22 protein-coding genes, 2 tRNA genes and 1 pseudogene are annotated in these 22,931 nt (G+C 70.3%); 16 read left to right on the forward strand and 9 right to left on the reverse strand.

The window, feature by feature from the left end:
* Positions 1-244: 244 nt before the first annotated feature.
* Positions 245-709, forward strand: coding sequence for an SRPBCC family protein (locus FHR37_RS15805; protein ID WP_092879735.1), 465 nt, complete (start codon positions 245-247; stop codon positions 707-709).
* Here FHR37_RS15805 and FHR37_RS15810 read toward each other — a convergent pair.
* From FHR37_RS15810 to FHR37_RS30935, 5 genes are all read right to left on the reverse strand, one after another.
* Positions 694-2,304, reverse strand: a complete 1,611-nt coding sequence (locus tag FHR37_RS15810) for a phytoene desaturase family protein (RefSeq protein ID WP_092879738.1) — start codon at positions 2,302-2,304, stop codon at positions 694-696. The two genes, FHR37_RS15805 and FHR37_RS15810, sit on opposite strands and share 16 nt — an antisense overlap.
* Before the next feature lie 51 nt (positions 2,305-2,355).
* Positions 2,356-2,784 (reverse strand): hypothetical protein, encoded by a 429-nt coding sequence (locus tag FHR37_RS15815; RefSeq protein ID WP_092879741.1) that lies wholly within the window; start codon positions 2,782-2,784, stop codon positions 2,356-2,358.
* A 291-nt stretch (positions 2,785-3,075) separates the two neighbouring features.
* On the reverse strand, positions 3,076-3,684 hold the full coding sequence (locus FHR37_RS15820) for a ClpP family protease (RefSeq protein WP_092879744.1): 609 nt from the start codon (positions 3,682-3,684) through the stop codon (positions 3,076-3,078).
* A gap of 3 nt (positions 3,685-3,687) precedes the next feature.
* Entirely contained in the window at positions 3,688-4,305 is a 618-nt protein-coding gene (locus FHR37_RS15825) for a ClpP family protease (protein ID WP_269086051.1), read from the reverse strand.
* Positions 4,306-4,396: 91 nt separating this feature from the next.
* A complete protein-coding gene (locus FHR37_RS30935) occupies positions 4,397-4,693 on the reverse strand; it encodes a hypothetical protein (protein ID WP_202817892.1) in 297 nt (98 codons plus the stop codon).
* On the opposite strand from FHR37_RS30935, the pseudogene FHR37_RS33460 reads away from it, so the two are divergent.
* A pseudogene (locus tag FHR37_RS33460) lies at positions 4,632-4,832 on the forward strand (carbohydrate ABC transporter permease); the annotation flags it as partial. The gene FHR37_RS30935 and the pseudogene FHR37_RS33460 overlap by 62 nt on opposite strands.
* 76 nt (positions 4,833-4,908) lie before the next feature.
* Positions 4,909-5,058: a hypothetical protein gene (locus FHR37_RS31665; RefSeq protein ID WP_237768510.1), complete on the forward strand. Its 150-nt coding sequence runs from the start codon at positions 4,909-4,911 to the stop codon at positions 5,056-5,058.
* On the opposite strand, the gene FHR37_RS15835 is transcribed toward FHR37_RS31665, so the two are convergent.
* A complete protein-coding gene (locus FHR37_RS15835; RefSeq protein WP_092879753.1) occupies positions 5,021-5,662 on the reverse strand; it encodes a TetR/AcrR family transcriptional regulator in 642 nt (213 codons plus the stop codon). The two genes, FHR37_RS31665 and FHR37_RS15835, sit on opposite strands and share 38 nt — an antisense overlap.
* 106 nt (positions 5,663-5,768) lie before the next feature.
* Here FHR37_RS15835 and FHR37_RS15840 point away from each other — a divergent pair, with 106 nt between their 5' ends.
* Complete coding sequence (locus FHR37_RS15840) at positions 5,769-6,209, forward strand: SRPBCC family protein (protein WP_092879756.1); 441 nt, start codon at positions 5,769-5,771, stop codon at positions 6,207-6,209.
* A gap of 24 nt (positions 6,210-6,233) precedes the next feature.
* On the opposite strand, the gene FHR37_RS15845 is transcribed toward FHR37_RS15840, so the two are convergent.
* Complete coding sequence (locus tag FHR37_RS15845) at positions 6,234-7,334, reverse strand: S1C family serine protease (RefSeq protein ID WP_092879759.1); 1,101 nt, start codon at positions 7,332-7,334, stop codon at positions 6,234-6,236.
* Positions 7,335-7,648: 314 nt separating this feature from the next.
* Between FHR37_RS15845 and FHR37_RS15850 the strand changes: the two genes are divergently transcribed.
* The 9 genes from FHR37_RS15850 (at position 7,649) to FHR37_RS15890 (ending at position 17,960) form a co-directional block, all read left to right on the forward strand.
* The gene (locus FHR37_RS15850) at positions 7,649-9,355 is read left to right on the forward strand and encodes a GGDEF domain-containing protein (RefSeq protein WP_092879762.1); all 1,707 of its coding nucleotides are present in this window, start codon (positions 7,649-7,651) and stop codon (positions 9,353-9,355) included.
* A gap of 48 nt (positions 9,356-9,403) precedes the next feature.
* Complete coding sequence (locus FHR37_RS15855; RefSeq protein ID WP_175542283.1) at positions 9,404-10,786, forward strand: sigma 54-interacting transcriptional regulator; 1,383 nt, start codon at positions 9,404-9,406, stop codon at positions 10,784-10,786.
* 99 nt (positions 10,787-10,885) lie between these two features.
* The gene (locus FHR37_RS15860; RefSeq protein ID WP_092879768.1) at positions 10,886-12,853 is read left to right on the forward strand and encodes a vWA domain-containing protein; all 1,968 of its coding nucleotides are present in this window, start codon (positions 10,886-10,888) and stop codon (positions 12,851-12,853) included.
* 30 nt (positions 12,854-12,883) lie between these two features.
* A complete protein-coding gene (orn, locus tag FHR37_RS15865) occupies positions 12,884-13,516 on the forward strand; it encodes an oligoribonuclease (RefSeq protein ID WP_092879771.1) in 633 nt (210 codons plus the stop codon).
* Positions 13,517-13,663: 147 nt separating this feature from the next.
* Positions 13,664-13,739 (forward strand) — tRNA-His (locus tag FHR37_RS15870).
* Between the two features lie 519 nt (positions 13,740-14,258).
* Complete coding sequence (locus FHR37_RS15875; RefSeq protein WP_092879774.1) at positions 14,259-14,897, forward strand: NADPH-dependent F420 reductase; 639 nt, start codon at positions 14,259-14,261, stop codon at positions 14,895-14,897.
* Positions 14,898-14,927: 30 nt separating this feature from the next.
* Positions 14,928-16,547 (forward strand): phytoene desaturase family protein, encoded by a 1,620-nt coding sequence (locus tag FHR37_RS15880; RefSeq protein WP_092879777.1) that lies wholly within the window; start codon positions 14,928-14,930, stop codon positions 16,545-16,547.
* Positions 16,538-16,610: transfer RNA gene (locus FHR37_RS15885), tRNA-Lys, on the forward strand. Before FHR37_RS15880 ends, FHR37_RS15885 begins: the two co-directional genes overlap by 10 nt.
* A gap of 522 nt (positions 16,611-17,132) precedes the next feature.
* A complete protein-coding gene (locus FHR37_RS15890) occupies positions 17,133-17,960 on the forward strand; it encodes a hypothetical protein (protein ID WP_139238759.1) in 828 nt (275 codons plus the stop codon).
* Between the two features lie 18 nt (positions 17,961-17,978).
* Here the strand turns inward: FHR37_RS15890 and FHR37_RS31670 are convergent, their stop codons facing one another.
* Both FHR37_RS31670 and FHR37_RS15895 read right to left on the reverse strand, forming a co-directional pair.
* Positions 17,979-18,440, reverse strand: a complete 462-nt coding sequence (locus tag FHR37_RS31670) for a hypothetical protein (protein WP_139238760.1) — start codon at positions 18,438-18,440, stop codon at positions 17,979-17,981.
* Positions 18,441-19,170: 730 nt separating this feature from the next.
* Positions 19,171-20,313: an NAD(P)-binding domain-containing protein gene (locus FHR37_RS15895; protein WP_092879780.1), complete on the reverse strand. Its 1,143-nt coding sequence runs from the start codon at positions 20,311-20,313 to the stop codon at positions 19,171-19,173.
* Positions 20,314-20,437: 124 nt separating this feature from the next.
* On the opposite strand from FHR37_RS15895, the gene FHR37_RS15900 reads away from it, so the two are divergent.
* From FHR37_RS15900 to FHR37_RS15910, 3 genes are all read left to right on the forward strand, one after another.
* The gene (locus tag FHR37_RS15900; protein ID WP_202817853.1) at positions 20,438-21,436 is read left to right on the forward strand and encodes an ATP-dependent DNA ligase; all 999 of its coding nucleotides are present in this window, start codon (positions 20,438-20,440) and stop codon (positions 21,434-21,436) included.
* A gap of 118 nt (positions 21,437-21,554) precedes the next feature.
* Positions 21,555-22,127, forward strand: coding sequence for an RNA polymerase sigma factor (locus FHR37_RS15905; RefSeq protein ID WP_092879783.1), 573 nt, complete (start codon positions 21,555-21,557; stop codon positions 22,125-22,127).
* Positions 22,128-22,135: 8 nt separating this feature from the next.
* Entirely contained in the window at positions 22,136-22,930 is a 795-nt protein-coding gene (locus tag FHR37_RS15910; protein ID WP_139238761.1) for a hypothetical protein, read from the forward strand.
* Position 22,931: the final 1 nt, after the last annotated feature.

Raw genomic sequence — 22,931 nt, forward strand, 5'->3', positions numbered from 1 at the left:
TCAGCATGCCCAAGAGGGGGGAGCGAGACATTCCGGCTACCCGGAAGATGCCGACGCCAGCCTCCCTGACCGGAACCGGCCCACCGACCTCCGGGCTGCCGGAGCGGGTTGTCGGCGCGGCGTCCGTGCGCGAAATGCCTCAACTGCCCCGAGCGGGCAGGATGGGGCAGAAGGCGCGCAGAACACGCCACTGCACGACCACTGCACGATCACAACACGCCACGAGACGCACGAGGGAGCCCCGATGAGCAGCGAGGTCACGCGGTCGATCGCCGCACCGGCCGACCAGGTGTGGGACGTGCTTGCCGACGGGTGGACGTACGCCGCCTGGCTGGTGGGCGCCTCCCACATCCGGGCCGTCGACGCCGGCTGGCCCGCGCCGGACACGAAGATCCACCACAGCGTCGGGTCCTGGCCGCTGGTCATCCAGGACGACACCAAGGTGCTGAGCTGCGAGCCCGGACAGTTCCTGGAGCTGGAGGCCCGCGTCTACCCCGCGGGCGCCGCGCACGTGCGGTTCCACCTCACCTCGCTCGGCCCGGCCCGCACCGAGCTCCGGATGACCGAGGAGCTCCACCGCGGACCCGCGCAGCACCTGCCCAAGGTCGCGCAGAGCCTGCTCCTCACCCCGCGCAACAAGGAGTCACTGGCCCGGCTGGCCTCCTACGTCGAGGGCCGGGTCCGCACGGGCCGTCAGCCCACGCCGTAGCCCGAGCCGTAGACAGCGCGGTGACCGAGCCTGATGGCCGCGGCGTACACGTCGCCGGCCAGACCCGCCCGGGCCAGCGCGGCCCGGGCGGCGTTGGCTCCGGGTGCACCGTGCACCGCGCCGCCCGGGTGCGCGGACGCGCCGGCGAGATACAGCTTGTCCACCGGGGTGTCGGCGCGGGCCAGGCCCGGCGTCGGCCGGAAGATCAGCTCCTGGTGGATGGCCGCCGTCCCGGCGTTGATCGCCCCCTCCACCAGACTGGGGTTGTGCGCCTCCAGGTCGGGCGGGCCGGCCACGTGCCGGCCGAGCACGAGGTCGCCGAAGCCCGGCGCGTGGCGTTCGATCACGGCCTGCATGCTGTCGGCGTAGCGTTCGCACCGCGTGGCGTCCCAGCGTTCACCGCGGGGTACGTGGGTGTACGCCCACACCGTCTCCGTACCCGCCGGGGACCGTGTCGGGTCGGCGACCCCCATCTGCCCCAGCAGCATGAACGGTGTGCTCGGCACCCGTGACCGGGACAGGTCCGAGCCGTACTCCACCAGCGCGTCCAGGTCACCGCCGAGGTGCACCGTCCCCGCGCCGCGTACCTCGGCGGCGGTCCAGGGGACAGGCCCCGACAGGGCCCAGTCGACCTTGACGGTCGCGTTGTCCCAGTGAAACCGCTCCAGATCCGACAGCAGCCGGGCCGGCAGGTGCTCCGCGCCGACGAGTTGGTGATAGAGGATTGGGGCGGGTACGTCGGCGAGTACGCCGCGGCGTGCCCGGACCAGCCCGCCGTCGGCGGTTCGTACGCCGAGAGCGCGCCCGCCGGCGACGACCACCTGACTGACCGAGGTGTCGCAGACGATGCGGCCGCCGAGCGAGGTGAGGCGGTGCACCAGCGCCCGCGTCAGCTCACCGGCGCCGCCCTCGGGCACCGGGAACCCGACGTCCTGCCCGAGCATGGACAGCAGCCAGCCGAAGACACCGCTGCCGGCGTGGTCGGGGCCGAGGTCGGTGTGCAGGGCGTTGCCCGCGAGGAGCACCCGGGCGCCCTCGCCGTCGAACGTCTCCTCGCCGAGGGTGCGAGCGGGCAGCGTCAGCAACCGCGCCATCCGCAGCGCGTCCGCGGTGCCGAGCCTGCGCAGCAGGCGGCTGCCGGCGCGTACGGGCGGGAACGGCCGCAGCAGCGCGGTGATCAGGTCGGTGCTGATCCGCTGCCAGCGCTCGAACTCCGCCAGCCAGGCCGGCCCGTCGCCGGGCGCGAACGCCGCCAGCGAGGCCGCGGTCGCCTCCGGATCGCGGTGCAGGACCGCGGCCCGGTCGTCGGGCAGGACGTGCGCGAGCACCGCGGGCGCGTGCCGCCAGCGCAGGCCGTGCAGTTCCAGGTCGAGGTCGGCGAACACCGGGGACACCGCGCCCAGCGGGTAGAAGGCGCTGCACAGGTCGCTGTGGAAGCCGGGCCGGACGAACTCCGCGGTGCGCACCGCTCCCCCGGGCTCCGGGGTCGCCTCCAGCACCAGGACGTCCCAGCCGGCATCGGCGAGGACGTTGGCGGCCACCAGGCCGTTCGGCCCGGCACCGACGACCACCGCGTCGACGACCTCGGTGGTCATCGGCCCGCTCCCTGTGCCGGCCGGCTCCGGCCGGTCAGGCCCGCGCGCTCCTCACCGGTCGTCGTCATCGATCTCCATCGCCGGATCCGGAATCTCCGCCGCGAGGCGCTGGTCGAGGGTGTCCCCGCGCTCGTCGTCATCGTCGGTGGGGCGCCGCTGGGTTTCGCGGCTGAGCCGGTCCGGCGGCTCGAACTCGGTGACGTCGGACTCCGGGCGCAGCTCGTCGGTGACCAGCGGGTCGTAGCCCGCGTCGCCGGCCACGTCGCGGGCGGCCTCGACGTCGGGCTCGAGCAGAACGTCCGGCTCACCCTCCGTCGGGTCCTGCGGGACGTCGCCCGCGTCCGGGAGGTCGAGGTCGGCGTCGAGATCGGCGTCCGGAATCTCGGAGTCGGGCAGGTCGAGGTTGTCCTCACCGGTGAAGTCCGGGTCGGGAATCTCCTCGCCCGCGGGGGTACGGTCCGGCACGTCCGGGCTGCTCACGATGCGACCTCCTGTGGTGCTGCTACTGGCCTGAGACGATCTGGCCGGTGACGAATCTGGCCTGTCGTACGTCTGGATCGCGCGGGTCTCCCCGAGCGTAGCGCCGGGTCCGTCCCACCTGTCCGACCGTAGCCGCACCCGCGCCCACCCGCACGACACCACCCCTGACCGCGCATCTGACCGCGGCGCGCCCGCCGACGCCACGTCCGGCGATCGGCGGGCGCAGCCCACCACGCGTCAAGTGCGGCTTGACATCGGTCCCGACGGCTGGTGGACAGTCCATGTCCGGGCTCACAGCGAGTCGGGATCGTCACCCCGGTAGACGAGCACCTCGTCGATCAGTCCGTACGCCCTGGCCTCCTCGGCGTCGAAGACGCGTTCGCGGTCGGTGTCGGCCCGCAGCGCCTCGATGCTGCGGCCGGTGTGCCGGTTGAGCACCTCCAGCATGAGAGTGCGTACGCGAGCCACCTCGGCGGCCTGCAGCTGCAGGTCCGACAGCGCACCCTGCCCTCTCGTCGCGGGCTGGTGCAGGGCGATCCGGGAGTGGCGCAGGGCGAGCCGCTTGCCTGGTGCGCCACCCGCCAGTAACACCGTCGCCGCCGAGCTCGCCTGGCCCAGGCACATCGTCGACACGTCCGGCAGGACGAACTGCATCGTGTCGTAGATGCCCATCAGCGCGCTGAACGAGCCGCCAGGTGAGTTGATGTACAACGAGATGTCCTGCGACGGACTGGCCGCCTCCAGGTGGATCAGCTGTGCCATCACGACGTTCGCCACGTCGGCGTCGATCTCGGTGCCGAGGAAGATGATCCGCTCCGACAGCAGCCGGCTGAACAGGTCGGTGGCGCGTTCACCGGTGTGCGTGCGCTCGATGACGTTGGGGATCGTGTAGTGGGCCATGGCTCAGACCCCCGCCCGGTGGGAGATTCCGTGGCCGATGCGGTCCAGTGAGTCCACGACCGCGTCCACCATGCCGTACTCGCGGGCCTCCTCGGCGGAGAACCACCGGTCCCGCTCACTGTCCTCGCGGATGCGCTCCACCGGCTGACCGGTGTTGGCGGCGAGCAGGCGCTCCATCTGGCCCCTGGAGTGCTCCAGGTTGTCGGCCTGGATAGCGATGTCCGCGGCCGTTCCGCCGATGCCGGCCGAACCCTGGTGCATCATGATCCGGGCGTGTGGCAGGGCGTACCGCTTGCCCTTCGTACCCCCGCACAGCAGGAACTGCCCCATGCTGGCGGCGAAGCCCATCGCCAGTGTGGACACGTCGTTCGGGATCAGCCGCATCGTGTCGTAGATCGCCATCCCGGCGTACACCCCACCGCCGGGGCTGTGGATGTAGAGGCTGATGTCGGTACGCGGGTCCTGGGCGGACAGCAGCAGCAACTGCGCGCACACCCGGTTGGCGCTCACCTCGTCGACCTCCGAGCCGAGCAGGACGATTCGGTGGTGCAGCAGCCTGGCCGCCAGCTGGTCGTCGAAACCGTGGCCGCTGGGGGCCGCGTCGGTCATGGACGGATTCACGGATGCCTCCTGGACGTGATGCCCTTCGTTGCCACCACTTTCACCGAAGAAGCGGGTGGCATCACCGTGTGTACGCCCTGAGCGAATCCGCTCAGGGCGTACAGGAATCCTTGACGTGGCAGGCAGTCCGGTGAGCGGCGACCTCAACCGGAGAGGACGAGACGAGGACGCGATGCGCGATCACCGGCGCGACTGCCGGACACCACTGCACGCCGGGGTCGGTGACGTCCTCGGCCCGGCGCCGGTCGCGGACCAGCAGGGTGTCGAGCGCGCTGGTGGCGTACGGCTTCTCCCACATCCGCTGGCGCGGGCGCAATGTGGTGTTCGTGCTCGTCATCTCCACGATGTTGCTGCCGTACGAAGTGACGATGATCTCGCAGTACATCATGTTCGCCAACCTGGGTTGGGTGAACACCTACCTGCCGCTGACGGTGCCGAGCTTCTTCGGTGTGCCGTTCTACATCTTCATGCTGCGGCAGTTCTTCCTGCGGATCCCGGTGGAGATGACCGAGGCGGCCCGGATCGACGGCGCCTCGGAGCTGCGGATCTTCGCGAGCATCGTGTTGCCGTTGGCGGTTCCGGTTCTACACGCTCTCCCTCGGCATGCACTACTTCCGCACCAGCCTCTACCAGACCGAGCTCGGCCCCCAGGCGGCGTACGCGTTCATGATCGCGCTGCCGGTGATCGTGGTGTTCTTCCTCGCCCAGCGCAGGTTCATCCAGGGGATCGCGCTGACCGGCCTGAAGGGCTGACGGTCTCGTAGGACACGAGGAACGCCTCCGCCGCCGCGTCCACCGCCTCCCGGTCACCGGTGACGAGCAGGTCGAACAGCAGACCGCGGGCGACGGCCAGCGCGAGGCGTGCGTGTGCCCGCGCCTCCTCCTCCGACCGGCCGGTACGCCGGCTGAGCTCGGTGAGCGGTGGCAGCCAGTCGTCGACGATGCCCTCCAGCAGCGGTACGGCGTGCGGGTTGCCGACGAGGGCCTGCCCGGTCAGTTCGAAGAACAGCCGGGCGGGCCAGTGCTCGGCGGCGGACAGGTGGCGGTGGAACTCCCGGGCCAGGTCCGCGGCGCTGTGGCCGGAGTCCAGGTTGAGCTGCGCCATCGCCGCGCGCTGCTCGGCCTCGACCCGACGGACCACCTCCACGAGCAGGCCGTCCTTGGAGCCGAAGTGGTAGATGAGCATGCGGTGGCTGGTGCCGAGTTCGGCAGCGAGGCCGCGCAGGCTGAAGTCGCCGACGCCGTGCCGGGCGAAGTGCGCGACCACCTCGTCCAGCAACCGCTCCCGAGCGGGCCGGGCCGGCCGTCCTCGGGATCGACGTTCGGATCTGTTGTCCGGTTGACTGTCCTTCGGCATGTACCAGATGGTACATATGACGATGGAAGAACGATGTGCAGTCCCGCTGTGCCGCGGCCACGACGAACCGTGGAGGCCCGCGGCTCGTGGCTCCCTGGAGGAAGTCATGCATGACGAGGTCGAGTTCGAGGTCGCCGCACCGGTCGAACAGGTCTGGAACCTGCTGGTCGACGTCGAGCGCTGGCCGGAGTGGAGCGAGTCGATGACATCGGTACGCCGGCTCGGCACCGGTCCGCTGGCCGTCGGCGAACGCGCCGTGGTCAAGCAGCCGAAGTTCCCGGAGATGACCTGGGAGGTGACCGAGCTCGCCGAGGGTTCGTCGTTCGTCTGGGTCAGCCGCTCCCCCGGCATCACCACCACCGGCGGCCACTACGTCACGCCGTCCGTCGGCGGCGCACAGACCGCGACGGTCCGGCTCACCATCGACCAGAACGGTCCGGGCGCCAAGGTGGTCGGGTTGTTCACCAACTCCCTCACTCGCCGCTACCTCCAGCTGGAGCGGCGCGGCCTCACCGCGCGGGCGGAGTCGACGACGGCCCAAAGTTGAGAACGGCGCAGAGCTGAGGACCACTCAGAGCAGACCGAGTTTCACCTTCACCGTCGCGTCCTTCTCCTGGCGGCGGATGGAGACGGTGACCAGCTGGCCGGGCCGGTGCTGGGCGATGACCTCGCTCAGCGCCGCGCTCGTCGGCGTCTTCACCGCGTTGACGGCGGTGATGACGTCGCCGCGCAGGATGCCGGCGTTCGCCGCGCCGCTGCCGGTGCGCACCGACACGACACCGACGCCGACCGGTGTGCCCTGAGGGTCGGTGACCGTCGCGCCGGTCACGCCGAGCGCCGCCCGGCCGGAGTTCACCACCCGGCCGTGCCTGATGATCTGGCCGGCGATCCGGGTCACGGTGTTGCTCGGAATGGCGAACCCGATCCCGGCCGCGGCGCCGCCGCCCTCGCCCTGCGGGTCGGTGGCGGCGAGGGTGGGGATGCCGACCACCTTTCCGGCCAGGTCGACCAGGGCGCCGCCGCTGTTGCCGGGGTTGATCGGTGCGGACGTCTGGATCATGCTCGTGATCGTCGTACCCGGCACGCCGTCGCGCGCCGACTCGGGCACGGTGCGCCCGACGGCGGAGATGATGCCGCTGGTGACGCTGCCGGACAGGCCGAGCGGGTTGCCCATCGCCAGCACGATCTGGCCCACCCGCAGCTTGCTGGAGTCGGCGAACGCGGCAGGCGCCAGCCGTGGCGCCCGGTCCAGCCTGACCACCGCGAGGTCGCTCGGCGTGTAGGCCGCGACCAGGTGCGCGGTCAGCGGCGCTCCCCCGGTGGCGAGCAGAACCTGCACCGTGGTGGCCCGGCCCAGCACGTGTGCGTTGGTGACGATGTGGCCCTGCCTGTCGTAGATGATGCCGGACCCGAGGCCGCCACCACTGACGTTGAGCTGTACGACGGAGATGAGGGTGTGGCGTACGACGGCCTCGTAGTCGCGCTGCAGCGCCTGCGCCTCACCGCCGGGCGCGGCCGCCCCGGTACTCGACGCGCCGGGACTCTCCCGGGAGGTGCCGGGCGGGCTGCCGGTACATCCGGCCGCGGCGGTCGCAAGCACGACGGTCGCGACGAGCGCGACGAACCAGGACGCGGCGGGCCGAGCGGGCCGAGGTCGCCGGATCGTTCTCATGGGCGGGCACCCCCTCGCCCGGGACACGTCCAGGATGTACCCGGAGAGCCGCGGCCTACTCCGCCGGCCGCCGGGACAGGGCCGCCGGGACAGGGCCCCTGGACGGTGCGCGGGAGGCCCGGGGAGGCGGACCCGCGGTGTACCCGCGGGATCGGTGGCTTACGCTGCCGGTGCGTCGTACCTCACTGGCCGCCACCGGCCATCGCTGTAGGAGCGGTGCCGGACATTCTCCGCGGAGGGACCGTGACCATCCCGACCGTCTCGTCGTTGACGTTCCGGACCGGCCGGAGCGGCTGCGGGACGGGGACGCACAGATGAACCACTCACACCACCGCCACGCGGCGCGGGACGGCGCCCCACCGGGGGCGCGACCTGGTGCCCCGCCGGGCGCCCACCTGGGCGGTCGGCAGATGCGCGCGCGCCCGCCCGAGCTCACGGACGTGACCGGGCTGCTGATCCGCGCGCAGTCCGGGTCCGCCCGCGAGGTGCTGGCCGAGCTGGACGACCTGCTGGCCGACGCCCGGCGCGGGCACGCGCACGAGCGCGCGCAGTGGCTGCGGTTCGTCCGCTTCGCCGCCCACCACGAACTCGGCGAACTCGACCACGCCGACGCCGCGGCGACCGAGATGATCCGGCTGGCCGAGCCGCGCGACGACCGGACCTGGGAGGCGTTCGGGCACGCGCTGCGCGGCATGGCGCTGTTGCTGCGCAGCCGGTTCGAACCCGCCTACGACGAGCTCGCCCGCGCCGTGGTGTTGCTGGAGGAGATCTCCGAGCCCGGCTACGCGATCGGGCACGCCATCAACGCGGCGGTGCTCGCCCTCGCCCGGCTGGACCTGTACGAGCTCGCCGTCACCTGGCTGGAACGGCTGCGCGAGGTGTCCACCGCGCTGTCCGACGCCATGCTGGCGACGCTGTACGCGTACAACAGCGGCTGGCTGGAGCTCAACTGGGCCTGCGAGCTCGAGCTCATCGGCGAGGCCGACGCCGCCGGCGCGCACTACCGCGCGACGCTGGCCGCGTTCGAGGCGGCGCCGTCGGGCATGGACGCGATCGACCGGTCGTACTGGCCGCGCGAGGTGGTCGTGCAGGCCGGCGCGGCGCGGGCGATGCTCGGCGCGGGCGCGGAGGTGATTCCGGAGCTGGACGCCCACCTGGTGGCCGTCGCCGCGACCGAACGCCAGGAGGCCACCATCGTCGGTTACCTCGGGCTGGCCCGCGCGCACGCCAACGAGGGCGAGACCGAGCAGGCGCTGGAGTGCGCCTCGCAGGCCTGCGCGGTGGGTGACACGCTGCCCCGGCTGAACGTCGTCGCCGTACGCGCCTACTGGGAGTACGCCGAACTGCTGCGCCGCGTGCACGGTCCGGGTCACACCGGCCAGGCGTACGCCCGGCTGACGTCCCGGCTGGTCCGCGACCGCTGGAACGAACGCCGGGCCCGCGTCACCTCCTTCGACGAGCGGCTGTCCGCCGAGCGGTTGCGTGACGAGCTGCGCCGCAGGGCCGCGGCGTACCTCACCGACCCGCTGACCGGGCTCGGCAACCGGCGGCTGATCGAGATCCGGCTGCCGGAGCTGCTGGTGGAGTCCGCGGCGACCGGTCACCCGCTGGCGGTCGCGTTCGTCGACGTCGACGACTTCAAGAGTGTCAACGACGAGTTGTCACACCTGGTGGGCGACGACCTGCTGCGGGAACTGGCGCAGGAGATGCGCGCGGCGCTGTCCCCCGACGACGCGCTGGCCAGGTTCGGCGGGGAGGAGTTCGTGATCGTGCTGCCGAGCCGGGGCGCCGACCAGGCGTTCGACGTGGTGGACGCGCTCCGCCGGCGGATCGAGGGACGGGTGTGGAACTGCCTGCCGCACGACCGCCGGATCCGGATCACCGCGGGCCTCGCGCAGTCCTGGCACGGCGCCACCCGCACCCAGCTGCTGGCCGCCGCCGACGAGGCGCTGCTGCGGGCCAAGCGGCAGGGCAAGAACCGGGTCGAGGTCCGGGTGAGCCCGCTCGCCGGCGACCTGTAGGGCGGCGGGGTCGCCCGAAAGTTGGGCTTCGGGCGTACGGTCGACTCCGTGACCCGACCCACCACACTCGGCGCCCTGCGCGCCACACCGCACCTGCACCGCAGCGTCAAGGAAGAGCTCCGCACCAACCTCGTCGCCGCTCTCCGCTCCGGCGCCCCGGCGTTCCCCGGCATCGTGGGCTTCGACGACACGGTCCTCCCCCAGCTCGAACGCGCCCTGCTCGCCGGGCACGACCTCGTACTCCTCGGTGAACGCGGCCAGGGCAAGACCCGCCTGATGCGCACCCTCGTCGGCCTGCTCGACGAGTGGACGCCGGTGGTCGACGGCTGCGAGATCAACGACCATCCGTACTCCCCCACCTGCACCCGGTGCCGGCGGCTGGCCGACGAGCTCGGTGACGAGCTGCCGGTGGCGTGGAAGCACCGCGAGGAGAGGTACGGCGAGAAGCTCGCCACCCCCGACACCAGCGTCGGCGACCTGGTCGGCGACGTCGACCCGGTGAAGGTCGCCGAGGGCCGCACGCTCGGGGACCCCGAGACCGTCCACTACGGACTGGTCCCCCGCACCAACCGCGGCATCTTCGCCCTCAACGAGCTGCCCGACCTGGCCGAACGCATCCAGGTGGCGCTGTTCAACGTGCTGGAGGAACGCGACATCCAGGTGCGCGGCTACCTCCTGCGGCTTCCGTTGGACGTGCTGCTGATCGCCTCCGCCAACCCCGAGGACTACACCAACCGCGGCCGGATCATCACCCCGCTGAAGGACCGCTTCGGGGCCGAGATCCGTACGCACTACCCGCAGGAGGTGAGCGAGGAGCTGGTCCTGATCCGCCAGGAGGCGGAGCTGGCCGCGCCGGTGCCGGACTTCCTGCTGGAGGTGGTGGCCCGGCTGACCCGCGGCCTGCGGGAGTCGCCCTCGATCGACCAGCGGTCCGGGGTGTCCGCCCGGTTCGCGATCACCGCGGCGGAGACCGTCGGCGCCTCCGCACTGCGCCGGTCCGCCCTCACCGGCGAGCCCGGCCCGGTCGCGCGGGTGTGCGACGTGCCCGGCGTGCTGCCCACCCTGCGCGGCAAGGTGGAGTTCGAGATGGGCGAGGAGGGCCGCGAACAGGAGATCTTCGGCCACCTGCTGCGGGTGGCGCTGGCGGAGACGTTCCGCGAGCGGCTACGTGGCCTCGACCTCGGCGGGTTCAGCAACCGGTTCGCCGAGGGCACGACGGTGGAGACCGGTGAGCTCACCCGCGGCGACGAGCTGCTCGACCAGCTCGGCACCATCCCCGGCCTGGCGAAGGTGCTGGAACGCCTCGACCTCGGCGACGCACCGTCCCCCGGTGAGGTCGCCTCGGCGGTGGAGTTCGTGCTGGAGGGCCTGCACCTCACCCGGCGGCTGGCGAAGGAGACCGTGGACGGGGTGACCTACTACGGCGCCTGACCAGCCGCTCAACCCGCTTGATCCGTTCGACCCGTTCGATCCGTTCGATCCGTCCGGCCCCGGTCGGCACAGGCACAGGCACTCCAGGAGGGCGGCGCGGTGAGCGCACGGAAGTTCCGCTACGGGCCCTGGGACAACGGCCCGGACCCCCTCGCATCGCCGTACGACGTCCGCGAGGCGCTGGACCAGCTCGGCCGCGACGTCCTCGCCGGCGGCAGCCTGCGGGAGGCGCTGCGTGACCTGCTGCGGCAGGGCACCCAGGGCCGGCGCGGGCTGAACGACCTGCAAGCCGCGGCACGGCGCCGCCGGCAGGAGGCACGCCGGCGCGGCAACCTCGCGGGCACGCTGGACCGCGTACGCCAGATGCTCGACCAGGCGCTGGCCGCGGAGAAGGACACGCTGGCCCGCGACCCCGGCGACGACGCGCGGATGCGGGAGATGGAGCTGGACACCCTCCCCGACGACGTGGCCCGTGCCGTCCGCGACCTCTCGGCGTACGAATGGCAGTCGGAGGAAGGCCGGCAGGCGTACGAGCAGATCCAGCAGATGCTCCGCCGGGACATCCTGGACGCGCAGTTCGCCGGGATGAAGCAGGCGTTGTCCGGGCAGGACCCGGCCGCCAGCCAGGCGGTCCGCGACATGCTCGCCGACCTCAACCAGCTGCTGGCCGCGCACTCCCGTGGCGAGGACACCACCGACCGGTTCGCCGAGTTCATGCAGCGGCACGGGGAGTTCTTTCCCGAGAACCCCGCCGACACCGACGAGCTGATCGACCTGCTGGCCCGGCGCGCCGCCGCCGCCGAACGCCTGATGCGGTCGCTGTCGCCGCAGCAGCGCGACGAGCTGGCCCAGCTGATGAGCCAGGCGCTCGGCGACCCCGACCTCGCCAGCCAGCTCGGCCAGCTGCACGACAACCTGCACGCGCTGCGGCCCGGCCTGGACTGGCAGTCGCGCGCCCAGATGCGCGGCCAGCAGCCGCTCGGGTACGGCGAGGCGGTCGAGGCGGTGGCCGACCTGGCCGACCTGGAGGCGCTCACCGAACAACTCGGCCAGGAACACCCCGGCGCCACCCTGGACGACGTCGACGTCGAGGCGCTGGAACGCCAGCTCGGCCCGGAGGCCGCGGTCGACATCCGTGCCCTGCGGGAGCTGGAACGCGAACTCGAGCGCCAGGGCTACGTCTCCCGCGGCGCCGACGGGCTGCGGCTCACCCCGAAGGCGCTGCGCCGGCTGGGCGAGGCGGCGCTGCGGCGGGTGTTCCAGGAGCTGTCCACCAGCGGGCGCGGCGACCACGACGACCACCGCACCGGCGCCGCGGACGAGCCGACCGGAGCCAGCCGGGAGTGGAGGTTCGGCGACGAGCACCCCATCGACGCCACCCGTACCGTCCACAACGCCGTGCTGCGCTCGGCCGCCGAACGCCGCCGTCCGCCGCTGTCCCTGTTCGTGGAGGACTTCGAGATCGCCGAGACCGAACGCCGGTCCTCGGCGGCGGTCGCGCTGTGTGTCGACCTGTCGTACTCCATGATCCAGGAGGGCCGCTGGGGCCCGATGAAACAGACCGCGCTCGCCCTGTCACACCTGGTCGCCACCAGGTTCCGGCAGGACGCGCTGGAGATCATCGGCTTCGACCGGGTGGCCCGCCGGCTGTCCCCCGTCCAGCTCGCCGAGATCGAACCGGACTGGATCCAGGGCACCAACCTCCAGCACGCGCTGATGCTGGCCGGCCGCCACGTACGCCGGCACCCCGACGCCGAGCCGGTGATCCTCGTGGTCACCGACGGCGAGCCGACCGCCCACCTGGAGCCGGACGGTGAGCCGTTCTTCTCCTGGCCGACCACCCACGAGACGCTGCGGGCGACGATCACCGAGGTGGACGCGCTGACGAGGTACGGCGCGACGCTGAACCTGTTCATGCTCGGCGAGGACGAGGGGCTGGCCCGGTTCATGGACGCGGTGGCCAGGCGAAACGGCGGCCGGGTGTTCACGCCCGATCTGGACCGGTTGGGCGATTTCGTGGTGGCCGACTACCTCCGGGCCCGGCGAGGCTTCCGCCGGTCGGCGTGACCGAGGCGGGACCGCCTAGGCTTGACAGTCATGTACGACCGCTTGGTGTGGATCGACTGTGAGATGACAGGGCTCGACCTCGGAGCCGACGCACTCGTCGAGGTGGCCGCGCTCGTCACCGACGGGCAGCTCAACGTCCTCGGCGACGGCGTTGACCTGGTGATCAAACCGCCCCAGCCGGCGCTGGACCAGATGCGGGACGTCGTGCGCACCATGCACACGTCCTCGGGGCTGCTGGACGAGCTCGCCGGCGGAGTGTCCCTCGCGGAGGCCGAGGAGCGGGTGCTGTCCTACGTCCGCACCTACGCGCCCGAGGGCAACAAGGCCCCGCTGGCCGGCAACACCGTGGCCACCGACCGGGCGTTCCTCGCCCGCGACATGCCCACGCTCGAACAGCACCTGCACTACCGCATCGTGGACGTGTCCTCGATCAAGGAACTCGCCCGCCGCTGGTATCCCCGCGCCTACTTCGCCAGCCCCGGCAAGGTCGGCAACCACCGGGCCCTCGCCGACATCCGCGAGTCGATCGACGAGCTCCGCTACTACCGCGCCGCGGTGTTCGTGCCGCAGCCGGGGCCGGACACCGCCACCGCGAAGGCGATCGCGGACGGGATCCTCGGCCACCCCACCCAGTCCGGACCGGCCACCGACGCGGTGACCTGATCGGGGCGCTGACCGGTGACCTGATCGCTGACCTGATCTCGGTGCAGGGGCCGCCGACCGGATCGCTATACTCGTGGCGCCGCGGAGGAATTCGCGGCTGTCGTTCGTAGGGGGACCACTCCGTCCGGATAGTCTCCCTGTGGCGTGGTGGGTGTAGCTCAGCTGGTAGAGCACTGGGTTGTGATCCCAGGTGTCGCGGGTTCAAGTCCCGTCACTCACCCCATCCTCGTAGGGCCGCTGCCCCGCCTCGTGCGGGCAGCGGCCCTCTCTCGTTTCCGTGCGGCTTCTGCGACCAAGGCGCCTGACCTGGACTTTCACGTCCTGATGACTGGTGGCGGCTATGAATACCCCAGAACGAAGGGGGCGCAGATGCTTCACCACCATCACCACCACCGGGGTCCAGGCCTCTTCCGGCACGCGTGGGACCGCCACCAGCGCCGCCGTCTGCTGCGGGCGTTCGCCCGCGGACGGTGAACGGATTTTCACGAACCGGGCTTGGGTGATTGCCCGGCCCCGCTCACGCCCGGTCCGATTGCTCCGCCGCCACTAGGTCGGCTGGACGTACGCGAAGCTCCGCATCGGCCTTTGCGGCGTCGTGTCGTACGACCTCGCCCGGCGAGTCCTGACTGGCGAGACCCGCTGCCCGGCATCGGGCTCGGCCGTTCTGGAGGACGGCGCGCGGGGTATCCCGTACCGCGAGGGGCGCAGGGCGCAGCCAGCTCAGCCGGACGGGAGGCGCACAGTGCAGGTCACCATCCTCGGCGCGGGCAGCATGAGCCGCGGTATCGCCACCAGACTCCTCGCCGGCGGCCACGAGGTGCACATCCTGGACCGGGACGCCGGCCACGCGGCCACCCTGGTGGACGAACTCCGCAGCGCCAGCGACGGCCGGGTCTCCGCCGGAGCCGTCGGCGACAAGCTGATGGGTGACGTGGTGATCCTCGCCGTCCCGTACGTCGGGGTCGCCCGGATGATCCGCGCCTACGCCGACCAGCTGCCGGGCCGGGTCCTCGTCGACGTCACCAACCCGGTGAACGCCGCCTACGACGGGCTGAGCGTGCCGCCGGACACCTCCGCCGCGGAGGAGATCGCGAAGCTGGCTCCGGACAGCACGAAGGTGATCAAGGCGTTCAACACGACGTTCGCCGGCACGCTGCTGACCGGCCGGGCCGGCGGGCTGCCGCTGGACGTGCTGATCGCCGGGGACGACGCGGACGCCAAGGCGACGATCGCCCGCCTGGTCGAGATGGGCGGCATGCGCCCGCTGGACGTCGGCCCGCTGCACCGGGCGCGTCAGCTCGAGGGGATGGGCCTGCTGCACATCACGCTGCAGTTCACGATGGGCACGGGGTTCGGCAGCGCGATCAAGATCGTTTCCTGACCGCCTGGGGTCTGTCCTAGTCTTCGGGGCATGGAGTCGTACGACGTCGCCGTGGTCGGAGGCGGCCACAACGCCCTGGTCGCGGCGGCCTACCTCGCCCGCGCAGGCCTGTCGGTGATCGTCCTGGAGCGACTGGACCACCTCGGTGGCGCCGCGGTGAGCGAGCGGCCGTTCGCGGGCCAGGACGCCCGGCTGTCGCGGTACTCCTACCTCGTGAGCCTGCTCCCCGACCGGATCGTCGCCGACCTGGACCTGCGGCTCGACCTGCGGTCCCGTTCGGTCGCGTCGTACACCCCGGTGGTCCGCGACGGCACCCCCACCGGCCTGATGGTGGAGCGCGAGCCGGGGCCGGCGACCGAGGAGTCGTTCCGGTCGCTGACCGGGTCGGACCGGGAGTACGCCGCGTGGCGGGGGTTCTACGGCGAACTGGAGGGCGTGGCCGAAGCGCTGGCCCCCACCCTGCTGGAGCCGCTGCGGCCCGCCGCCGAGGCCCGCAACGAGATCGGCGCGCGGGCGTGGGACCGGTTCGTGGACCGGCCGCTCGGCGAGGTGGTCGAGCAGACCTTCGCCGACGATCTCGTACGCGGCGTCGTCCTCACCGACGGGGTGATCGGGACGTTCACCCACGCGCACGACCCGTCGCTGCGGCAGAACCGCTGCTTCCTCTACCACCTGATCGGCAACGGCACCGGTGAGTGGCGTGTGCCGGTGGGCGGGATGGGCGCGGTCTCCGGCGCGCTCGCCACCGCCGCACGGCAGGCGGGTGCGACGTTGCGTACCGGCACCGAGGTCACCGCGGTCGAGGTCGACGGCACGTCGGCGCGAGTGGCCTTCACCGACGAGGACGGCGAGCACGCCGTCGCCGCGTCGTACGTCCTGGCCGGGTGTGCGCCCGCCACCCTGGACCGGCTGCGGGGGCGTACGCCTGCCGAGGTGCCCGAGGGCGCCCAGCTCAAGCTCAACCTGCTGCTGACCCGGCTGCCGAAGCTGCGTTCGGGCGCCGACCCGCGGCAGGCGTACGCCGGGACGTTCCACATCGACGAGGGGTACGCCGAACTACAGCGGGCGTACGACGAGGCAGCCGGAGGCCGGCTGCCCACCCGTCCGCCGGGTGAGATCTACTGCCACACCCTCACCGACCCGACGATCCTCGCGCCCGACCTCGCCGAACGGGGCTGGCACACGCTCACGTTGTTCGGCGTACACGCGCCGGCCCGGCTGTTCGGCGGCAGCGAGGCGGACCACGCCGCGTCGCGGGACGCCGCCGCGGCGGCCTACCTGGCCGGCCTGAACGCCCACCTCGCCGAGCCGATCGAGGACTGCCTGGCCACCGACCGGGACGGGCGGCCCTGCGTGGAGGCGAAGACGCCGCTCGACGTCGAGGCCTCGGTGGGAATGCCGGGCGGGCACATCTTCCACGGGGACCTCGCCTGGCCGTGGGCGGAGACGCGCGACGAGGAGGGTACGTGGGGGGTCGAGACGGACGTACCGAATCTCCTGATCTGCGGCAGCGGCGCCCGGCGCGGCGGGGCGGTCAGCGGGATCGGCGGGCACAACGCCGCCCAGGCCGTCCTCCAGCGGTGGGACCGAACCCGCAATTCGCCCGCCGGGACCCACACTGCTAACATCTCCGATGCCACGCGCCGCTAGCTCAACTGGCAGAGCAGCTGACTCTTAATCAGCGGGTTCGGGGTTCGAGTCCCTGGCGGCGCACAGCGGGCGGTTGACCAGCAGAGATGCAGGTCAACCGCCTTTCTCGTCCCACGGCACGGCAGCTGATCTGCCCCATGACCACCACCGCCGCCGTACCCGTGCCTGCGAGCCCATCGCGACCCGTGATGCACCAAGTAGCCCGGCCGTGTCGGATTGCTCGCGAAGATCGCGATACGTGTCCGGCAGGTCACGGACGCTGCCTGCCGACACAAGACCGGTTCGTCGGCGAAGCGCTCCCCCGCCCTCCCGGCCCCCAAGTCGCACCACGACTCCCCGACCTCGACCGTACCCGCCTCCAGGTCGACCCACATCCCAGACGATGGTCGCCCGTCCCCACCGATCTGCGGCCGTTGGTGGCGGCGTCAAAGACAATGAGAAGCCACGCACATTTGCAACCTACTGACGAGACCACGGTTCCACGCCAATACTGTTGTCACCGCCGACCGCACCACGGCCCCTCCGCCTGAGCGGAACTAAGGCAGTGCCAAATTGGCGGGCCCTTTAGTAGTAGGGGTGGGTTCGTTGTCAACAAACCAAGACGAGAAAACTTCCAGGGAACGACTATGGAAATATGCACCTGGAATCCTCAGCGCGACCGTCGTCGTGACGGGGCTTGTCGTCTATGGCGTGCTCGCAACTGCCTACGATCGCTTCTACTCAGAGCTAGGACTGACTCCCGCCGATGTCGGGTTACAGTATGGCAAGACTTTGGGTGGTGCCGCGGCGCTGGCGTTGCTTTTCATTCTGATAGCGCCTTTTCTAGCCTTGGGTATAAGGTATCTATTGAATCAGATGCGTGCACTGCCACGGAGACGGTTAAATGTAGCCCTGATCATACTAGTTGTCGTAGCGGCCGTCGCATGGCTAATAGCAAGTTTGAACCTGGGATTCCTAACCGGAGGCGTATTGCTCGCCGTGGTAATCGCTTTCTATGCCGGAGTTAAGAGCAAGGACTGGAAGGAAGACGGCGCAGCCGTTGCGGCCGCGGCCGTTGCGGCCGGGATTACCTGGCTTTTCCTTTCTACTGGCGTGGGACTGTATGCCAACTACTATGCGAACAGCGTCAAGCGCGGCGATTGGATCAAACCGCCGGAGAGTGGCAGCCTCGTCTTCTTCTCAGTCCGAGCGATGCCAACAAACTTCGTACCGGCAACGCGGTCGCCGACCGATCTTGCCTTTGCCAGAGCTCACGAGAACCATCGACTGCTCTTTCTCGGCGTATCGAACGGACTCCTCATCATCTACGACGCTACCGCGCAAGAGTCGTTGATGGTCCCCGCTGCCGACTTCCGAGTGGGTATCGTGAACTGCGAAACCTACAGAAGTCGTTCGAACCTGCGCTGCAGATAGCGGAAGGGCGAGGTCCACCTATTTTCCCCTCAGGCTATAAGTGGTCGTGTACATGCTCGTTGTATTTGGCTCAGAAACGTGGAAATTCCCATGGATGATCAGGTTGTAGAAGCGATCTCTTTGCAGGGTCGCTTCCGAGCCGGCGGTATCCATATAGACAACCACTGAACCGTTTCCCTCAAGGTCGATAGTCATATCCTTGTCCCCAGGGGTGCATACCGATCCTCCTGTCCCTGGTCCCTCTGGGTCTGGACATGTGACATCGTCTAGAAAGACCGTAGAGTCTCTATGTTGATCCAGGAAGTTCAAGAAGCGGTCGGATGATGCCCGATCGCCAATCGAGCCGCTAATACTTGGTGGCGGGTGAGGTATAGCTCCCCAGACCCCTAATACACTAGCTGCGATTCCAACAATCACGCTAATCCCGACGATCAATGCCCACAGCTTGGATTTCTTCTTGGGCACCTGGGTCTGAGTCACCATCACACGCTAACTCCAGAGGACTGACGCGCTTGGAGTACTAGGCCCTACGGCCACAAAGCCTTTCTGGGGAGTGTGCCTAGGCGAACCTGACGTTGGCGTCAGCCCGAGGCAAAAGGCCAGGAAATCGGCCAGCCGGGCCGGCTCGCGTCGAACTCCTGGTCGATGTGGGCTGGCCACGGCCCGTTCCCGAGCGTCGCCCGCGCTCCCCAAGAGGCCAGAACGTCGAACAGCTTCACGTCTGGCTGCGGCCACCAGGGCACCTGCCCGGTGCGTTGATCGGCAACTTGTCGATGGTCGCGTCGGCGTACTGGCAAACGCGCATGCAGCCGGCAATCACCTGGCACGCGACTCGTCTGCACCCGACCCACATGTAGTCGCGGTTGTGGAGTCCGGGTCATCGAAGCTCGGGATCGGCTCGGGGGACGGACGACCGAAGATCGCCCCGAAGTACCCCGCTTCGGACAGCGTCAGGTGCTTGACCAGCCGAGCAGATTGGTCCCTGTCTTGCTCACCGGGCGGCGCACGTCGTACTCGGAACGTCCGTCCCACTTGCCCAGGAGCGATGCCCTTGCCCACCTCAGCTACTCGTGCAAGTACTCCTCGGCAAGTCGTCGATTACGCGGCGAGGATGACACAGGATGCGCTTCGTCGACCTGCTGCGCAGGTCGAGGTCACATCCCCACCCTGGTGGACCCGTGACCGACAGATGGGCGAAGCGACTGGTCGATTAGGCGGCGCGGCGCATCAGTTCGTCCACTGCGATCCGCGCCGACGACGGGCAGCCTTTGGTGAATCCGTAGAAGGGCCCGAAGTCGCGGGTCGAGGCGAACCCGATCACGTGCAGGCCCGGCAACGACGTCTCGAACCCTTCGGTCAGGTCGGGGAAACCGTCGGTGGTGCTCACCTGGTGCGAGACGCTGCGCAGATAGGGAACCCGATCGAGATCCGCCTTGTAGCCGCAGGCGAAGATCACCTGGTCCGCGACCAGCGTCGTCCGGTCCGAGAGCCGCAGTCGTACAGCCTGATCATCAGAGGTAACGTCGACAACCGCGCAGTCGGGATGGCTCGTGACAACCTTCGGGGCCAGGCGTGGGACCAGCCAGGGTTCGAGAGTGAGACGGCCCGCACGCCAGAACTCGCCATTGATCCGCTGTCGTTCTTCTGCGGGCAGTCGCCGCCACCACCCCCGCTGCGCCAGGGTCTGCTCGACGTACGGGTTCACGAAAGCCCAACTGACCTTGGCGAACGCGGGAGTGGGATGCCGGTGTACGACGTGCACCTGCTCGGCGCCGTGGTCGGCCAGCAACGCCGCCCACTCGTAGGCGCTCTGCCGCCCTCCGATGATGACGACACGGGCGCCGGCGAGATTGTCGAAGCTGACAAGCTCGCTCGTGTGTGATCGCAGCGGCGCCGGCACGTCGGTGGCCCAGCGCGGGAAATTGGCGAAGTAGGAAACGCCCGGAGCGGCTACGACCTTCTCCGCGGTGATCGTCGAACCGTCCTCCATGGTTGCGACGAAGGCTCCGTTCTGTGTGGTCGGGTCTTTGACCAACCGTTCGTCGACCTCGAGCGACAACTGCTGACGGAACCATTCGGCGTAGTCGACGAAGACGGCGACCGGAATCGGGTCGAAATCCTCGGGCCGCATTCTCCGGTCCTCGAAGAAGGCCTCGAAGGTGTAGGCGCCTTCCGCGTCGAGGTGCCAGTCCGGACCCGACCGCAGGAACATCTCCGCCGGCATCTGCTCCTGCCAGAAGGCCATCGAACGGCCGACGATGTGGGTCTCGATCCCGTTGGCACGCGCACAGGCGGCGGCCGAGTAGGCGTAGGGCCCTGCACCGACGACCAGCAGATCTGTCCGCTTCGGCATGGATTCTCCCGAAGGCTGGGCTTGCCTCCACGCTAGCTCGCGTGGGCCGCACGCCGCGGTCCGCGCCCACCGACCGTGCTCGTAGCGTGGGAAGGGAATCCGGCGTCATCCCGAGGTCTCCGTCGTGCGTACCACCGGGCCGATCGAGCCCATGCTCGCCAAGAGCATCGAGCGGTTACCTCCACCACGGGCAGGCGGGTGGCGTTACGAACCGAAGTTCGACGGGTACCGTGCGCTGGCCACAATCGGGACCGACTCATCCGTGACGGTCCATTCCCGGCGTGGCACTCCCCTGGGCCCGGCGTTCCCGGAGATCGTCGGCGCGTTGTACGCCCACCTGCCCGCCGGCACCGTCGTGGACGGCGAGATCGTCTGCTGGCGCGGTGGCCGGCTGGACTTCGCGGCCCTTCAGCACCGCTACGCAGGACGCCGCCTGGCCGCCGAGCTCGCCACCACCCACGCGTGTCACCTGGTGGTGTTCGACGTACTGGAAACCGCTCGCGACGGTGACCTTCGCCGTCGGCCCCTCCGGGAACGCCGGGTGGTGCTGGAACGGCTGTTCGAGCGGGTTCCGGCCCGGTCGCCGCTCACGATCGCGCCGCACACGCGCGATCCGGACGTCGCGCAGGAGTGGTACGACACGATGGCCGTCGCCGGGGTCGAGGGACTGGTGATCAAACCCGCGGACGGCCTCTACGTGCCGGGAGCGCGGGAGTGGCTGAAGTACAAGGCCCGGCAGTCCACCGAGGCCATCGTCGGCGGGGTGACCGGAAACCTGCTTCGACCCGAGGCGCTGCTGCTGGGGAGGTACGCCTCCGACACCGGCATGCTCCACTACGCGGGGCGGACGACCCGGCTAACCGACGCCCAGGCCGGCGCAGTCGCCCCGCTGCTGGCCGCCCCAATCGACGGCCACCCGTGGCCGGCACGGCTGACCGTCAACTGGCGTTCGGCTCCGACCGACTACGTGCAGGTCGACCCGCTGGTCGTGGTGGAGATCAGCGCCGACACCGCCACCGACGCGGGCCGGCGCTGGCGGCACGCCGTACCCATGCTGCGTATTCGAGCGGACCTGCGACCAGGGGACGTTCCGACAGACCTCGACAACTGTTCGGATGGCTGAACTCGCTGGAGGACAGTGACGTACGCACGGGCGGTACCTTGTGCCCGTTGTGGATGTGCGCGGTCGCCTCCACCGAACTCCCGCGACACACTTGTGCCTCCTCGGACAGGAACGGGGTATGGAGCCCAGCACTTCGTCGCCGCGGGAGCGTGAACAACGCTTCCGCGAGATCTACGAGGCGACGTACGTCGACCTGCTTCGGTTCGTGCGCAGACGCGTACATCCGACCCACGCCGAGGATGTGGTCGGTGACGTCATGCTCGTCGCGTGGCGCCGTCTCGACGATGCCCCCACCGAGCTGCCGGCAGCGCGCGCCTGGCTCTTCGGCGTGGCTCGCAAGACTCTGCAGAACACCCGGCGCCGCGACGACAGGCACGATGCCGTCGCGACCCGTCTGGCCCAGATCTGGCACGGTCCCGGCGAGAAGGGCCATCACCCCGACCTGGTTGCTCACCGGGTCGACATTGCCGCCGCCTGGCCGCTCCTGAGCGCGTCACACCAAGAGGCGATCACACTCTCCGCCCTCGACGGGCTCACAGCGCCCGAGGCAGCCGCCGTGCTGGGCATCTCGTCCACCGCCTTCCGCCTGCGGGTGTCCCGCGCCCGGCGCGCCCTGCGGAGCCACGTCGGCTCCACCACCGCCGGCGACCGTCTGCCTGGCCACACCGCTTTCGACAGGGGACCACGATGAACAGCCAGATGATCACCGCCGCCCTGCGCGACCTCGACCCCGCGCCGGAGACTGTCCTGACCGAGGCGGAGCGCGAACGCTCCGACGCGACGTTGGCGCGCATCCTGGCCACCCCTGGCGATGCTGTCGTTCCGGTGGAGCCCGATCGGCCGCGCCGGCGCCGGAGTCGACTGCTGGTGCCGGTAGGTCTGGCCGGCGCTGCCGGCGCAGCGGGCGCCGCACTGCTGCTCGGCGGCGGCTCTGCCTACGCCTCGTGGACCCCGACGCCCGAGCCGCTCGCAGGAACGTCCGCGGCCTCGGCCGCCGTCACCTGCCGCGATGCCCTCGCGATGCCCATCGAGGCAGACAGAGCTCTGATCGCGGAGCGACGTGGCGAATGGACCTACGTGCTCATCGCCGGCCCCAAGGGCGAGGGAACCTGCCTGATGCCCAACGACCTCGTCGGGCAGCAGCGCTCCGGCCACGAGGGGAACTTCTTCGGGCAGGGCCCGGACGCCGGCGAGGCCCCGACGCTCCCTCGTGGCGGCATCGACGAAACCACGAGCATGCAGGGCGCAACCCACGAGGGGTGGTTCGACAAGGAGGGCTGGTTCACCTGGGTCCAGGGCTATGTGGGCAGCGAAGTCACCGGCGTCACCGTGCACACCCCCTCAGGGCTCGACGTCGAGGCCTCTGTCCACGGCGGCCGGTTTGCCGCCTGGTGGCCTGGCGGCGAGGTCAGCGCCGACAACCCGGAGTTGCACGGGGCGTGGACCTACACCGTGACCCTCGCCGACGGCAGCACGCGGCGTACCACCGGCTGAC

Origin of the sequence: Actinopolymorpha cephalotaxi (genome assembly GCF_013408535.1) — a bacterium.
GTDB classification, from domain to species: domain Bacteria; phylum Actinomycetota; class Actinomycetes; order Propionibacteriales; family Actinopolymorphaceae; genus Actinopolymorpha; species Actinopolymorpha cephalotaxi.

Excerpts from the sequence above, each read along its gene's own strand:
- FHR37_RS15845 (WP_092879759.1), bottom strand. The coding sequence starts at position 7,334 with ATGAGAACGATCCGGCGACCTCGGCCCGCTCGGCCCGCCGCGTCCTGG.
- orn (WP_092879771.1), top strand. The coding sequence starts at position 12,884 with ATGTACGACCGCTTGGTGTGGATCGACTGTGAGATGACAGGGCTCGAC.
- FHR37_RS15910 (WP_139238761.1), top strand. The coding sequence starts at position 22,136 with ATGATCACCGCCGCCCTGCGCGACCTCGACCCCGCGCCGGAGACTGTC.
- FHR37_RS15835 (WP_092879753.1), bottom strand. The coding sequence starts at position 5,662 with ATGCCGAAGGACAGTCAACCGGACAACAGATCCGAACGTCGATCCCGA.
- FHR37_RS31665 (WP_237768510.1), top strand. The coding sequence starts at position 4,909 with ATGCACTACTTCCGCACCAGCCTCTACCAGACCGAGCTCGGCCCCCAG.
- FHR37_RS15905 (WP_092879783.1), top strand. The coding sequence starts at position 21,555 with ATGGAGCCCAGCACTTCGTCGCCGCGGGAGCGTGAACAACGCTTCCGC.
- FHR37_RS15850 (WP_092879762.1), top strand. The coding sequence starts at position 7,649 with ATGAACCACTCACACCACCGCCACGCGGCGCGGGACGGCGCCCCACCG.
- FHR37_RS30935 (WP_202817892.1), bottom strand. The coding sequence starts at position 4,693 with ATGATGTACTGCGAGATCATCGTCACTTCGTACGGCAGCAACATCGTG.
- FHR37_RS15840 (WP_092879756.1), top strand. The coding sequence starts at position 5,769 with ATGCATGACGAGGTCGAGTTCGAGGTCGCCGCACCGGTCGAACAGGTC.
- FHR37_RS15880 (WP_092879777.1), top strand. The coding sequence starts at position 14,928 with ATGGAGTCGTACGACGTCGCCGTGGTCGGAGGCGGCCACAACGCCCTG.
- FHR37_RS15820 (WP_092879744.1), bottom strand. The coding sequence starts at position 3,684 with ATGGCCCACTACACGATCCCCAACGTCATCGAGCGCACGCACACCGGT.
- FHR37_RS15895 (WP_092879780.1), bottom strand. The coding sequence starts at position 20,313 with ATGCCGAAGCGGACAGATCTGCTGGTCGTCGGTGCAGGGCCCTACGCC.
- FHR37_RS15810 (WP_092879738.1), bottom strand. The coding sequence starts at position 2,304 with ATGACCACCGAGGTCGTCGACGCGGTGGTCGTCGGTGCCGGGCCGAAC.
- FHR37_RS15805 (WP_092879735.1), top strand. The coding sequence starts at position 245 with ATGAGCAGCGAGGTCACGCGGTCGATCGCCGCACCGGCCGACCAGGTG.